The sequence below is a fragment of the Mesorhizobium sp. M5C.F.Ca.ET.164.01.1.1 genome (assembly GCF_004792125.1).
In the GTDB taxonomy this organism is placed as follows: Bacteria; Pseudomonadota; Alphaproteobacteria; order Rhizobiales; family Rhizobiaceae; genus Mesorhizobium; species Mesorhizobium wenxiniae.
Genome location: NZ_SRTG01000001.1, coordinates 2774773 through 2788376 on the forward strand (window position 1 = coordinate 2774773; position 13604 = coordinate 2788376).

Annotated in this window: 11 protein-coding genes; 4 read left to right on the forward strand and 7 right to left on the reverse strand. The window is 62.8% G+C overall.

The genetic code is table 11. The features are described 5' to 3' along the window. Positions 1–167 precede the first annotated feature (167 nt). Complete coding sequence (locus tag EN807_RS13620; protein WP_135935278.1) at positions 168–1409, reverse strand: cellulase family glycosylhydrolase; 1242 nt, start codon at positions 1407–1409, stop codon at positions 168–170. A gap of 117 nt (positions 1410–1526) precedes the next feature. Here EN807_RS13620 and EN807_RS13625 point away from each other — a divergent pair, with 117 nt between their 5' ends. The 3 genes from EN807_RS13625 (at position 1527) to EN807_RS13635 (ending at position 5787) form a co-directional block, all read left to right on the forward strand. Further along, positions 1527–3434 (forward strand): heparinase II/III-family protein, encoded by a 1908-nt coding sequence (locus EN807_RS13625; RefSeq protein WP_135935279.1) that lies wholly within the window; start codon positions 1527–1529, stop codon positions 3432–3434. 239 nt (positions 3435–3673) lie between these two features. After that, positions 3674–4669: a sterol desaturase family protein gene (locus EN807_RS13630; protein WP_135935280.1), complete on the forward strand. Its 996-nt coding sequence runs from the start codon at positions 3674–3676 to the stop codon at positions 4667–4669. Between the two features lie 236 nt (positions 4670–4905). Next, complete coding sequence (locus EN807_RS13635) at positions 4906–5787, forward strand: GNAT family N-acetyltransferase (protein WP_246684084.1); 882 nt, start codon at positions 4906–4908, stop codon at positions 5785–5787. 78 nt (positions 5788–5865) lie between these two features. Here the strand turns inward: EN807_RS13635 and EN807_RS13640 are convergent, their stop codons facing one another. The 6 genes from EN807_RS13640 to coxB form a co-directional block, all read right to left on the reverse strand. Continuing rightward, positions 5866–7182 carry a sorbosone dehydrogenase family protein gene (locus tag EN807_RS13640; RefSeq protein WP_246684151.1) on the reverse strand — a complete coding sequence of 439 codons (1317 nt, stop codon included), beginning with the start codon at positions 7180–7182 and terminating at the stop codon, positions 5866–5868. A 108-nt stretch (positions 7183–7290) separates the two neighbouring features. Further along, positions 7291–8376 (reverse strand): c-type cytochrome, encoded by a 1086-nt coding sequence (locus EN807_RS13645; RefSeq protein WP_189522406.1) that lies wholly within the window; start codon positions 8374–8376, stop codon positions 7291–7293. Then, complete coding sequence (locus EN807_RS13650) at positions 8376–8999, reverse strand: cytochrome c oxidase assembly protein (RefSeq protein ID WP_189522407.1); 624 nt, start codon at positions 8997–8999, stop codon at positions 8376–8378. Before EN807_RS13650 ends, EN807_RS13645 begins: the two co-directional genes overlap by 1 nt. Further along, positions 8996–9376 carry a hypothetical protein gene (locus EN807_RS13655; protein ID WP_135935284.1) on the reverse strand — a complete coding sequence of 127 codons (381 nt, stop codon included), beginning with the start codon at positions 9374–9376 and terminating at the stop codon, positions 8996–8998. Before EN807_RS13655 ends, EN807_RS13650 begins: the two co-directional genes overlap by 4 nt. 7 nt (positions 9377–9383) lie before the next feature. Next, positions 9384–11900 carry a cytochrome c oxidase subunit I gene (ctaD, locus tag EN807_RS13660; protein ID WP_135935285.1) on the reverse strand — a complete coding sequence of 839 codons (2517 nt, stop codon included), beginning with the start codon at positions 11898–11900 and terminating at the stop codon, positions 9384–9386. Continuing rightward, complete coding sequence (gene coxB / locus EN807_RS13665) at positions 11897–12874, reverse strand: cytochrome c oxidase subunit II (protein WP_135935286.1); 978 nt, start codon at positions 12872–12874, stop codon at positions 11897–11899. The genes ctaD and coxB overlap by 4 nt, the downstream gene beginning before the upstream one ends. Before the next feature lie 221 nt (positions 12875–13095). Here coxB and EN807_RS37410 point away from each other — a divergent pair, with 221 nt between their 5' ends. Then, positions 13096–13218: a hypothetical protein gene (locus tag EN807_RS37410; RefSeq protein ID WP_281405196.1), complete on the forward strand. Its 123-nt coding sequence runs from the start codon at positions 13096–13098 to the stop codon at positions 13216–13218. The last annotated feature ends 386 nt before the right edge of the window (positions 13219–13604 follow it).

Genomic DNA, 13604 nt, shown 5'->3' on the forward strand with positions numbered 1-13604 from the left:
AGGCGGGCTTGACCGGTTCGATCAGCCTCTGCCGGTCCTGAATGAAGTGCCACCGACAATTGCCGCGGAGACGGCAGCTCGTGCCGTCGCGTGATTGATCACTAGCTTGTGACGGGGACAGGATTGGCGTTGCCGCCCGGCTGCTCATCCGTCAAGAGGCGCAACGGCTACGGCAGGCCCAGTGCCCGCAACATCTCCTGGTCCGGGACCGCACGCCCTTCGGGCCGGATAACGGTCATCCCATAGGGATTGGAGAATTCCCAGACAGACCATGGTATCACGAAGCGTTCCGCCTGCTGGCGCACCGCCTTGAGATAGCGCAGACGGTCGGCGTCGAATGCGCCCATGCGGCCGTCCGCAGACATGAGGATCACACCGAATTCACCCATGAAGAGCCGCCGGCTTGGAATGCCATGCGCCTCGGCCCAGTCGACCGCCTGACGGAAGCTCGCCTCGAGTTGGCTCGGACCCCAATTCTGCTCGAAATATCGGGCGATTGCTTCACGCGCCGCGACCATGTTCATCATTTGCTCGACCGGGCTCAGGCCGGCGGCGTCCATCTGCACCTTAAGGGTTTCGGTCACCTTTTCGGGCGTACTGCTGTCGGCCGGCCAGGGCAGGCCCGAGGCGAAGGCGCCTGTCCCGTCGGGCCGCTGGTGCGTGAAACTGTGCGGCTCATACATATGGAAGCTGTAGTAGAGGTTCGGATCGTCAAAGCCCGGGGTGAGATTGACCAGCCCGGCAATGCTGCCGCCACAGGCGCCTGTTGCTACGATGGTGAGTTCGCTGCTGACTGCGCGAATATCGCGGACCGTGTCTGCCATGATCCGCTGCCAGTCATCGCTGCCGCTTGAATCACAGGGGTAGTATGCCGGCTCGTTGTAAGGCTCGAAGGCTATCTTGTCGGTGCCAACCCTGGCCAGCATGGTGGCCACCGCCACAACCATTTCGCGATAGCTGGCAACGCCTTCGCTGTCGGCACCGTCATAGATCATCTCCATGCTGTAGGCCGGAACCTGGGTGACGCCGTGCAGGTCGAAAACCACCTTAAGGCCGGCCGACGTGACCCGCTCGACCGCTGCGGCAAGTATGTCCAGCGCCTGCTGCCGTTTGGCGCCCTTGCTGGCAAGCAGAGGGCCGGGGTCGACGCTCAGCCGGACGAAGTCGAAGCCCATCGATCGAATGCGCGCAAACACTTCGCCATCCGGCCAATCGGTGAGCGGCCTATGTCCAGCGCGCCACTCCTCCTCGCTACGATAGGGCGGCCAACTGTAGGATCCATCGTCCTCGACCGGCGACCAGTTGAGCCATTCATGCACGCCGACGCCGCGCTGGAGCTGGATCGGCGCAGCGTTGGCGGCTATCGCCATGCCGAGCACCCACGCTGCAACCCACGCCATCCTTCTCATCGCCACTCTCCGCATCATGGTCGGAGATATTAACCGCAGGATCGGAAAAGGAGGATTGCCGTCGTGCGGCTTTTCGACAGCATGGTATATAAGAATCGAAACCTTGGCGGAGCGCGTATGAGAGTCGGCTGGTACATCAACCGGTTGCGCAGCATGGAGCCGGCCGAGGTGTTGCACCGGCTGGGCGAGCAGCGTCGAAGGATCGCTTCGCGCCGCCGCGACGACGGCTGGGAGCGATATGCTTCGCCCCAGTTGCACCCGGTGCTGCGTGGATTGCGCGACGCCGCGCTGGCTGCGACACCGGAGCAACGGCAAGCCATAGCGGCGGCGGCGCAAAACACGCTTGGTGGCCAGTTTTCCGCACTTGGGCGGACATGGCCACGGCGCGATCCCGATCGGCTGTTTCCTCCCGAGCTTTGGCGCCTTGATCCGGTGACCGGCAGGCTTTGGCCGGGTCCCGAGGCCCATACTTTCGATATCGATTTTCGCCATGGCGGCGGCCGCGGCGATGTAAAATACGTTTGGGAGATCAACCGGCTGCAGCAGTTGCCGCCACTGGGCGCCCACCTGCTTCTCGCCGGCGACGACCAGTCCCGGATGGCCATAGAGGCGGCGATCGACAGCTGGCATTCAGCCAATCCGCCGTTTCGAGGGGTTTGCTGGGCCTCCGGCATCGAAGTAGCGCTGCGAGCCATCAGCCTGATTGTCGCCATGGACCTGGTCGGCGACCGATTAGGCGCGGCGACACGGCAGCAAGTGGGTGAAATACTGGCGGCAAGCGCCTATTGGCTGCCGCGGTTCCCTTCTCGATTTTCGTCCGCCAACAATCATCTCGTCGCAGAACTGGCTGGCGAGTATCTGATCGGCCTGGCGTTGGGGACCGAATCCAACGCTGTCCGCGGCGCCCTCCTGGCTGAGGCGCGCAAGCAGATTCTCGCCGATGGCGCCGGTGCCGAGCAGACCCCGACATATGCGGCCTTCACCGCCGAACTAATTTTGCTGTGCGCCGCTGCGGCACGCCAGGCCGGAACGCCGTTTCCCTCGCCCGTCGAAGCGCGTCTGGCCGCATTTGCCAATTTCGTCGCTTGGCTCTCCCCAGCTGCCGGCTTTGGCGACAACGATGAAGGTCGCGTGCTGACGCTTGGGGACGAGCCGGACTATGTCCGATCCGTCGCCGCCGCCATCCGTGGCTTTTTACAGATGCCGGGCAACGCGGCGGCGCCACACGATTTTCGGGCGCTTTTCTTTGGCAGGCCGTCGGAACCGGCACCGTCGTCGCATGGGCTGCAAACGTTCACGCAAGGCGGGCTCTCCGTCTGGCGCGGTGAGATGAATGGCCGCAGCATCGATCTGACGTTCGACCACGGCCCTCTCGGCTATCTCTCGATAGCGGCTCACGGCCATGCCGACGCGCTGTCGCTCACCTTGTGCATCGATGGCGAGCCGGTGCTGGTCGACCCCGGCACCTGGCTCTACGGTTCGGGAGGCGTCTGGCGCGACTGGTTCCGCTCGACACCGGCGCATAACACGCTGAATATCGAGGGCAAAAGCCAAAGCATCATCGCCGGGATGTTCAACTGGTCGCACAAGGCGGTTGCGGCATTGGTGGAGAGCGAGCCGGGAACGCACTGGAAGCTGCGCGCCCGGCATGACGGGTATAGAAGCCGCTTCGGTGTCGTGCATCAGCGCACCGTGACGCACCAGGCCGACGGGATCGTCGTGACCGACCAACTGCTCGGCGGCAGGCGCGTGGCCGAGGTCGTCTTTCAACTCGCAGCCGGTCTCGGCACCAACCGAGACGGAAGCACGATTATAGTGCTGCGCGGCGACGAGCCGCTGATGACCATTCGTTTTCCGGACGCTGCGGTCGACATCCGCGCCGGCGGCGACGCACCGGGGCAGGGCGGCTGGGTTTCACCGCGTTTTGGCGCCAGGCAGCCAGCCGAACGCATCGCCTGGCACGGCGAAGTGGGCGAAGACGGAATTAAGATCCACCTCGCGGCAATCCCACCGTCGCAACGATAGCGACCGGCGCAGCAGCAGAGCGGGCCATCCGCTGTTCCGGCCGTATTCGAGATTAATTACGTTCCGACATTTAGCGTTTTGTTACGGTTGAACTGCTAGTCTGGCGCAAATCCGGCATGCTTTTGCTCGTTGCAGCCGCAATAGCCACCTGGTTGCGGGCAACATGCAGTGGGTTTGGCAAGTTTTTTGCTTCGCAATTCGTCGGAACGCCATCTTACGGCTCGGGAGCCACTGCACCGATGTTTTCTGAATTCGCCAGAGTGATTGTGGAAAAGCTTTCGAACCTCAATCTGCTGACGCTCGGCCTCCTGTTTTTCACGGCACTGGGGAGCGCGGTGGTCGCTTACTGGCGGACTGTCGAGCATAAATCCCTGAGGGACTTTTTCGATTTCGCTTTCCCGGCAGAAGTCATCCTGCATCCGTCGGCGCGAGCGGATGTCCTATTTTGGGTCACCAAACGCGCGATAATGCCTTTCCTGCTCATCCCTGCCGGCGTCACCTTCGTTGCCGCCGTCGGCTATGGGACGCACCAGGCAATCGGCTGGCTCTTTGATATCCAGGCGCCGCTCATCGACGGCCCGGCCGGACCGATCACGATCGTCATCTTCACCGCAACCATGCTGATCGCCTACGACATTTCGTATTATCTCTACCATGTCGCCCAACACCACTTCCCGTTCCTGTGGGAATTGCACAAAGTGCATCATTCGGCCGAGGTGATGGTGGGAATCACCAAGGATCGGGTTCATCCGCTGGACGACCTGATGAACCGTATCTGGGATGGCGTCATCCCGGGGATATGCTTCGGCATCTGGAGCCTGATCGCGCTCGATCCTGTAGAGATCGCTATCTTCGGCATCAACGTCTACGTCATTCGCAACATCCTGATGATGGACTTTGTTCGCCATACCCATTTCAAGATATCCTTCGGCCCTTTGAACAACATCATCTTGTGTCCGCACTGGCACCAGGTGCACCACAGCATCGACCCTCGCCACTACGACAAGAATTTTGGCCTGCTGTTTTCGTTCTGGGATCGCCTGTTCGGGACGCAGTTTGTCCCGGATCCGGATGAAGACCTCAAATTCGGCCTCATAGATCGCGATGTGCGTGACTATCAGTCGCTCTTTGGGCTTTACATCCTGCCGCTCAAGAAGATGGGAGGGCATGTCGTCCGACTGTTCCAGGGGCGTCCCGATGTCATCGCACAGCCACAGGATCGTTCCCCTTCATGAACACCATTGTTTCGATTGACGCTTCGAGCGCAGAGCGCCTGGAAGTTGTCCGCTCGGCGGATCGCCTGGCTGCGATCGAGGCAGATTGGATGCATCTTTGGCATCGCACCGATGGGTTGGTCTTTCAGAGCCATGCCTGGATTTCGGCATGGTGGAATACCGTAGCGGACCGTGACCAGCGCGCGCTGCGGATCGGCCTGGTCTGGAATGGTGACAGGCTCGTTGCCGTCTTTCCCATGGCGATCGGCAAGCGCAAAGGCCTGCGGTTTCTCGAATGGGCGGCCGGCAGCTATACCGATTACGGGGATATTCTCGTTGCTCCGGAATGCTCCTCATCGGCGCTGCAGGACGTATGGGCCCGGATCTGTGGAGCCGGTGGCTTCGATATTGCCTTTCTCAATCATCTCTTGCCGGGTGCGGCGGTCCGCAAAATTTTCGCTCCGGATACCTCCGGCGGGATCAGGCTTCGCCCCAATCACAGAGAGGAAGTCAGCTATCGCGTCGCCGGACAATGGGAGAGCGGAGCCGCGTGGTTCGCGGAGCAATCGAAAAAGACGCGGCAGAACTATCGGCGCGGCGTCAAGACGCTGGAAGAATCCGGGGAAATGAAATTTCGCCTGCTTGCGCCAGACGAGCCGCTGCAGCCCGTACTGGACCGCCTCTCTGCCCTGAAGCGCAGATGGCTGGTGGAGCGCAAGCGTGAATCCCAACTTTTCGAAGAGGGAGCGCCAGTACTCGCCGCACTCGTCGAGGCGCTGGCGCGCGCCGGCGTGCTGCACATTTTCGTACTTGAATGCAATGGCGCGATGGTCGCAGTCTCCATCAACTTCGTCCAGCACCACACCATGATGGCCTTCGTGACCACTTTCGATCCGGATTTCAGCCAGGCGTCGCCCGGCATGATCCTGATGATGGACTACATACGGTGGTCGATCGATCACGGCTTGGGCACGGTCGATTTCCTGTGCGGCGCAGAGTCGTTCAAGCACAAATTCGCCACCCAGGGTGTTGTCCTGCAATCCGTTCTTGGGACGCGCACGGCGCAAGGCTCGCTCGCTTCTCTTGCCGATCGTATGCGTCAGAGGGTCCGGCATGTACGCGGGCTACCGACAGCTTGATTTCGGCTTGACGGCCCCGGAACGCCGTGTGTGCGAGTATTATCGCCCCCTCATCACTTCGCCGGGCAGCAGAACCGCTCAAAGTGCCGATTGCGTCTGAGATGGAACGACCCGCCAGACCTTGTTGCCGACATCATCCGCCACCAGCAGGGCGCCGCGCCGGTCTATCGCCACTCCGACAGGACGGCCAAAGGCCTTGTCGTCCTCGCTCAGGAAGCCGGTGAGGATGTCCTGAGGCGGGCCGGAGGGCTTGCCGCCGGCAAACGGTACGAAAATCACCTTGTAGCCGCTGCGCGGCTTGCGATTCCACGAGCCATGCTGGCCGACGAACGCGCCATTCCTGTATTGAGGACCGAACAGGTCGCCCGTGTTGAAGGTCAGTCCCAATGAAGCCGTGTGCGCCCCGAGCGCATAGTCCGGCTTGATCGCCTGGGCGACGAGGTCGGGCCGCTGCGGCTTGACGCGATTATCGACATGCTGGCCGTAGTAGCTGTAAGGCCAGCCGTAGAAGCCGCCATCCTTCACTGAAGTCATGTAGTCCGGCACGAGGTCGCTGCCGATCTCGTCGCGCTCGTTGACGGCGACCCAGAGTTCGCCGCTTTCCGGATTCCAGGACAGGCCGTTCGGATTGCGCAGCCCGGAGGCGAAGAGACGCGACTGCTTCGAGGCGAGGTCGATTTCCAGCACTGCGGCGCGGTTCTCCTCTTCCTCCAAGCCGTTCTCGCCGACATTGGAATTGGATCCGACCGTCGCATAGAGCTTCGTGCCGTCCTGCGACGCGGTCATGTCCTTGGTCCAGTGGTGGTTCCTCCCCGCAGGCAGGTCGACGATCTTCTCCGCCGGTGCGGTGATCTCGGTCGCGCCCTCCTGGTAGGGAAAGGCCACAATTGCATTGGCGTTGGCGACGTAGAGCTTGCCGTTAAGTAGCGTCATGCCGAATGGCGAGAACAGCCCGGTGAGAAAGGCCGTTTTGGTTTCCGCCACTCCGTCGCCATCCTGATCGCGCAGCAACGAGATGCGATTGGCGCTAGACGTTTGCGCGCCGGCCTGGGTCTGGAAGAGGTCTATGAAGAAGCGGCGTATGCTGCGTAAGCTCTCTATGAAGAAGCTGCGTATGCTGCGTATTCTGAAGCCCTCGTCCGGCTTGGGCGGGGCATTGCTCTCGGCCACCAGCACGTCGCCGTTTGGCAGCAGGTATAGCCAGCGCGGATGGTCGAGCCCGCCGGCAAACTCGTTGACTGCAAATCCCTGGGCCGCCGTCGGCTTCGTGCCCTGCGGCCATGGCGCGGCCTTGGCGACATGGACAGTCGGCAGCCAAGTCGGATTGGGCTCCGACAGGGTCGGGTTGGGGCCATAGGTCTCGGCGATCGGAACCGTCGCCTCTTCGCGCGACAGAAAGAAGACCGCTCCGCCGGCGACGACGAAAAGAACGATCAGCACGAGAAGGGTGGCAAGCAACTTTTTCACCAGAACCTCGAAAACGTCGAAAGAACGCAAACGCGCTTATCGCGTTCCGGTTGCGGATGGAGCGGCGGATAGTGCGAAGTAGGCCGCAAGCGCGCGGACGTCGTCGTCCGTGAGACCCTTCGCGGCATTGGCCATGAGATGGCCGAAGCGCGTCCCACCCCGCTTTCCCGCCCTGAACAGCCCAAGCTGCGCCTCGATATAGCGCTCGGGCTGGCCGGCGATGGAGGGATAGAGCGGGCTGCGGTCCTGTCGTCCGTGACAGCCGAGACAGGCTGGCACGCCGGCCTCCTTGATACCCCTCTCGGCGATTTCCCTGCCGCGCCGGACAAGTGCTGGATCGCCCTCGCCGCCGGGGTGCATCGTCGGCAGGGCGGCGAAATGCTTGGCCAGATCCGGCCAGGATTGAGGCCCTGCCGCAATGGCGGGCAGGCTCATCAAGCCGCTTGCCCGACCTTCCTCGGCATAGGCACGCAGGCTTTCAAGGAGATAGGCCTCGCTCTGCCCGGCGAGAACGGGGATCGCAGGACCGCGCCCGATGCCGTCCCCACCGTGGCAGCGGCCGCAATCCGCGAGCGCCTGCCGTAGGGTAGCGGCAGCGCTTTCAGGGGGCGCAAGCCTTGCTCCATAGGCGAGGTCACGGTAGGTGGCTTCGCCCATCGACGGCAGTTCGCGCAGGAAGGCTACCATCGCCCAGACCTCGTCGTCGCGTTCCTGCGTCGGCCAGGCCGGCATGCCGGTGAAGCGCACGCCGTGCTTGACGATGCGGAAAAGTTCCGCGTCGGACCATTCGCCGACGGCCCCGGCAAGGTCAGGCGGCTGCGGCAGCATTCTCATGACGACAGGAGATCGCGGCTCCCCCGGCGCACCGTGACAGATGGCGCAGCCGCGCGCGAAATGTCCGGCGGCGGGCTGGATCGCATGACGCGGCAGAGCTTCTGGAACGTCGACCGCCAGCGCATAGGTGCGCACAGCCGATCGCATGGCGAAATGGAGAAACCATTCCGTGATCTTCCAGTGGCCGCTTGACGCACCGACGTTGAAAAAGCCGATCCAGGCGGCCAGCACCACGACGAAGGGCAGAATGGCAAGCGCGATGGCGAGTTTCTTCCAACTGATATGCATCAGACCGCCTTCCGCGGCGGGGCGGCGAGCAAGCGCGCGAAAAGCGTCACGCCGCCGGCCAGATAGACCGCCGCGCCGACCAAAAGCATGATTACGCCGCCAAGTTCCTGATCCTGCTGCGCGGAAAGCGCGACGCCGAAGCAGCTTATCTCGCCCGTCCCGTAAAGCGGCCTCGGGGTCAGCGCCAGCAGCGCCCCGAGCAAGGTCATATGGATGGACGTCAGAAGCAAGGCGAAGGCGCCGGCGGCATTGCCTGTGATGTCCGAACCGCGGCGCGGCAGGCAGGCCAGCCACAGGAACAGCCCGGCGGCGAGGAACGTGGCCTGCTCGATGGCGGTCGCAAACAGCGAGCTTTGCGCCAGCGTCCGCAAGGCCGGCGCGTGCCAGGACCAGACAATGATAAGCTCGACGAAAGAGGCGGGGAGGGCGAGGGTGAACGCCCGGTTTGCATCTGGTTTCGGGCGGAGCGGGATCCCAATCGCCATCAGCGGCGCAGCGATCGCTACCACTCCCATATGCGCCAGCATGTGCGCCGAAAACGAATCCCGCCAGGCATCGAGCAGCGGTCCGACCCAGACCAGGGCGAGGACGAGGAGACCGAGGATGAGGCAGGCGCGTCTCACCGGATACACTCCGTCAGGAACAATGCGGGCATCGCGGTGAAGATCACGGCGATGAAGCTGAGACCCGAGAGCAGCAGCGTCGCAAAGCCCTGGAACAGGGTCCGGTCGCGTCTCGTCGGATCGTCATGCGGCGGATCGTCTGTGCCGAAGCCCCATTGCCGCCAGGCGAGCCATGCGGATAGCGCGATGAGCGAGAGGGCGACCAGAGTGGCGGCGGCGATGCCCGCGCGCACAGCGCTGAAGCTCAGCCCGACGAGCTCGGGCTTAGCGCAATAGACCGCCGCGCCGATGTAGCAAACGAGGAAATGCGCAGCCCACACCACGGGCGCGGTAAACAGCGTCCAGAGCGTTTCAATCTCTTTCGGGATGAGCCGCATCGCCGCCTCACATCGCTGCCGGAAAGAGGCCAATGGTGGCGAAGGTGATGACGGCGGTGACCAGCAGGAAATGCCAGTAGAGCACCACATTGCTTAGCTCCATGTCATGCTTCGGCGTCAGTCGGCCGGCCAGCGAGCGGGCCAGGCAATAGCCCTGCATTACCGTGCCGAGCGAGGCATGGGCGAGCACCCAGATCACGAGGATCCACACGATTGCGGGATAGACGTGGCGCGTCGGGTCCATGCCGGGAGACCACGGCGCGGCCAAGCCTGCGGCGCACGCGGCAACGGTCGTCAGCAGCGACAGCACCAGCAAGCCGCGCACAGTGGCCGTGGCGCCGCGCCTGTTGAACATGCGGGCCGCCACCATCAGGCCCCACGCTGCAGCGAACAGGATGGCAGCCAGCAGCGACCAGATCGCATCAGGCCCGGCAATCCCCGCGGTGAAGTCGGCATGGATCGTCCAGTAGAAGAAATAGCCGAAGACGAGGCTGGCGAAGGCCGTGCCGTCGCCCACCATGGTGATGAACATCGCCCACCAGCCGACCGAATCGGGGCCGGAGGCATAAAGCGGCAGGCTGAGGCCCAGGCCGACATCCTTTTCCGGCTTCTCGGGGATTTCGCCAGTGCCCGTCCAGAGCCAGTAGATGACGGCGCAAAAACAGGTGATTGCGGCCATCGCCGTCGCGATCCACCAGTGGAAGGTAAGCGCGATGAAGGCGGCTCCGAGCGAAAGGGCCGAGACGATGGTGACATGGGAAGTGCCGCCGACGCGCAGCACCTGGATCGGGTCGGCGTCGAGCACGGAGGTGACCAGTCCCTCGCGCCGTCCCTCTTCCGCGTCGGGCAGGTAATAGCGGCCTTCATTGACCTTGCGCGCAAGATCCTTCTGGTCCCAGAGGGGATAGCGGCTGCGCACGATGGGTATCGAGCGGACGCCCCAGTTCTCCTCCGGTTCGGAAATCCATTCCAGCGTGCCGGCATTCCACGGGTTGAGTTCGCCGCGCGGCTCCCGGTGCTTCGGCCTGAGCACGTCGAAGACAACCACCAGCATGCCCGCGGCGAAAATGAAGGCTCCGGCCGTCGAGATCAGGTTCAGCCAATCCCAGCCGATTTCGGCCGGATAGGTGAAGACGCGCCGGGGCATGCCGCGCAGGCCGCTCAAATGCATGGGGAAGAAGGCGATGTTGAAGCCGCAGAACATCAGCCAGAAGGCGAGCCGCCCCAACCGGCCGGAGAGCTTCTTTGCGTCGATCAGCGGGTAATAGTAGTAGAGCCCGGCCACTACCGGAAAAAGCATGCCGCCGATCAGCACATAATGGAGGTGCGCGACGACAAAATACGTGTCGTGCGCCTGCCAGTCGAAAGGTGCGAGCGCCACCATAACGCCCGTCAGTCCGCCGATGACGAAGATCGCAAGTCCTCCGGTGCCGAACAGCATCGGGGTCGAGAAGATCACCCGGCCGGCCAGCATGGTGGCGATAAAGACGAAGATCTGCACGCCCGTCGGGATCGCCACCGCCTCGGAAGCCGCCGAGAAGAAGGCCAGCGAGATCTGCGGCAGGCCTGTCGCAAACATGTGGTGTACCCACAGGCCGAAAGAAAGGAATCCCGTTCCCACTGCCGCGAGCACGATCCAGGAATAACCGACGATTGGACGCTGGGAAAAAGTCGGCACGATCATCGCCATCAGCGCGATAGCCGGCAGGAAGATGATGTAGACTTCCGGATGGCCGAATATCCAGAACAGATGCTGCCACAGCAGCGGGTCGCCGCCGCGCGCTGCGTCGAAGAACGGCCAGTCGAACATCCGTTCCATCTCGAACAGGAGGTCGCCGGCGATCAGCGGCGGGAAGGCGAACAGGATCATTCCAGCAACGATCAACAGGTACCAGGCGAAGAGCGGCATCAGGTTGATACGCATGCCCGGCGCGCGGCATTTCATGATGCCGACGATGAGCTCGACGGCGGCCGCGATCGAGGCGACTTCGATGAAGGAAAGGCCGAGCAGCCAGATGTCGGCGCCGATGCCGGAGAACTCCTTGTCGGTGGCGAGCGGCGGATACATGAACCAGCCTGCCGACGGCGCCGCGTTGAAGAAGATGGAGCCGCAGACGAAGATACCGCCGAGGAAAAAGCTCAAAAAACTGAACGCCCCCAGGCGCGGAAACGGCATCTCGCGCGCGCCCAGCATCGGCGGCAGGAGGAAGATCGCGACTGCCTCGAAGATCGGCACCGCGAACAGGAACATCATCACCGTACCGTGCAGGGTGAAAGCCTGGTTGAAGAAGTCGGCCGACAGGAAGTCGTTGTCGGGCACGGCGAGCTGCAGGCGCATCAGCAGCGCGAGCGCGCCGGCGAACAGCATGAAGGCGAAAGCCGCCGAGCCGTACCAGAGGCCGATCTGGAAATTGTTCACCGAGGTCCAGTAGCGCCAGCCGGCCGGATTGGCCCAGACGGCGCGCAGCCGCTCCTCCTGCGCCTTGTATTCCTCCGGCGACCGCTTCTTGATCGCAGCGCTCATTGCAGGCCTCTCAGCCAGGCGGCGATGGCGCGAATGTCGTCCGGCGGCAACATGTCGAAGGCCGGCATCCTGGAGCCGGGTTTGATTAGTTCGGACCGGGCGATGAAGCGGGCGACGGCGTCTTCGGTGTTGGGCAGGATGCCGGCTCCGACGGTGGCGCGGGAACCGAGATGCGAAAGATCCGGGCCGATCAGGCCGCGCGCATCGGTGCCCGCGACGAAATGGCAGGACCCGCAGCCATGGCGCAGGAACAGCGCGCCGCCGCTCGCGCCGGCGCCTTCCGCGGGAATTGCCTGGGCGGCGAGCCAGGACCGGAATGCTTCGGGCTCCATCGCCACGGCCGAGAACGCCATCAGCGCGTGAGACGTGCCGCAATATTCCGCACAGGGCCCGCGGAAGATGCCGGGTTTCGTAGCCATAAGCGAAAGCCGGTTGGTGCGACCGGGGATCATATCCATCTTGCCGCCGAGCGGTGGGATCCAGAAGGAATGAATCACATCGGCGCTTTTCAGGGTGAATTCGACGCGCTCGCCGACCGGCAGCCTGACCTCGTTGGCGGACGCGACCGGCGGTCCCTGAGCTGGGCGGTAGACAACTTCCCACCAGAACTGCCTGCCGGTGATTTCAATCCGCAGGCCGGCGGCGCTCGCCTGGGCGAAGGGCCGAAGGCCAGGCATCAGCCACAGTGCATAGGCGAGCAGGGCACAAAGCGTGACCGACGGGAAGACCACGCCGCCCCAAAGGATGATCCTGCTGGCAGACTTTTCGGCCAGCCTGCGGCGGTTGAATAGGGCTGAATGAAGAAGCACACCGACCACGCCCAGCCAGATGACGGCACCGCCACTTAGCATTATCCAAAACAGTATGGCTATCTGCTGCGCTTCCGCTCCCGCGGGCTCAAGTACCGACCAGACGCCGGCAAAGCCGCTCGCGAGCGATAATGACGCAGCGGACAGGCTGAAATATTGAACCATTTCCAACCCCTCTGCCGTAAACCGGCGAGAGGGGCGGAAGGTTCCGGGCAACTGAGCTTTCGAACTAGCTGCATTCGCCGTTGCTATTTTGGCAATTTTTCAACGAGTGACGAAACAATTGCGCTCGATCCCCGTTTGCCCGTCATAGCTAGTGTTGGGGCTAGTGTTAGGGCGAATGTTGGGGGAGAGCCTTGGGATTGCTCATGCGAAAGGAGGCGACGATGAGCGCAACCGGCTCGAAGGTTTCGACAAAAACCCTGCAGACGACAAACCTCTGGCTGGACGAGATCATGGCACTTCCTGCGGCGGGTGGCCGAGGGGATGAAATCCACTCGACCCGTTAGTCCCGAGGTGCGACGAGATCCATGTTCAAAGTTCTCGCCAGGCATGTCGACGTCGGCCAGTTTGGTCAAGGTGAGAGACGCGTTAGAAGCAGATCCAGGCGCTTTGGCCCGAAATTGTTGGAGTTTAGCAGCAGCAAGACAAAAGTCTGAGCTCTCGATACCGTTCTCAGCTGCCTCGGCCCGGCCGGTCCTTTTCCTCGCGATACAGTCGCTCAGTGGCCCGATCGCTTTCTCTACGCTCTGCAGGCCCCCGACGGCGCCACGTGAGGAGTGCGTAAGCGATCAGGATTGCTAGCAGTAGCGGACCGCCAGCAACGACGATCAACCACATACTGTTCTCGAACATGGAACATCTCCTTTCCCTCGTTGCCGAGAAGGAGCGAAAC

Coding starts and splice junctions, on each gene's coding strand:
- EN807_RS13620 (WP_135935278.1), bottom strand. CDS start 1,409: ATGAGAAGGATGGCGTGGGTTGCAGCGTGGGTGCTCGGCATGGCGATA.
- EN807_RS13625 (WP_135935279.1), top strand. CDS start 1,527: ATGAGAGTCGGCTGGTACATCAACCGGTTGCGCAGCATGGAGCCGGCC.
- EN807_RS13630 (WP_135935280.1), top strand. CDS start 3,674: ATGTTTTCTGAATTCGCCAGAGTGATTGTGGAAAAGCTTTCGAACCTC.
- EN807_RS13635 (WP_246684084.1), top strand. CDS start 4,906: ATGGCGATCGGCAAGCGCAAAGGCCTGCGGTTTCTCGAATGGGCGGCC.
- EN807_RS13645 (WP_189522406.1), bottom strand. CDS start 8,376: ATGCATATCAGTTGGAAGAAACTCGCCATCGCGCTTGCCATTCTGCCC.
- EN807_RS13655 (WP_135935284.1), bottom strand. CDS start 9,376: ATGCGGCTCATCCCGAAAGAGATTGAAACGCTCTGGACGCTGTTTACC.
- ctaD (WP_135935285.1), bottom strand. CDS start 11,900: ATGAGCGCTGCGATCAAGAAGCGGTCGCCGGAGGAATACAAGGCGCAG.
- coxB (WP_135935286.1), bottom strand. CDS start 12,874: ATGGTTCAATATTTCAGCCTGTCCGCTGCGTCATTATCGCTCGCGAGC.
- EN807_RS37410 (WP_281405196.1), top strand. CDS start 13,096: ATGAGCGCAACCGGCTCGAAGGTTTCGACAAAAACCCTGCAGACGACA.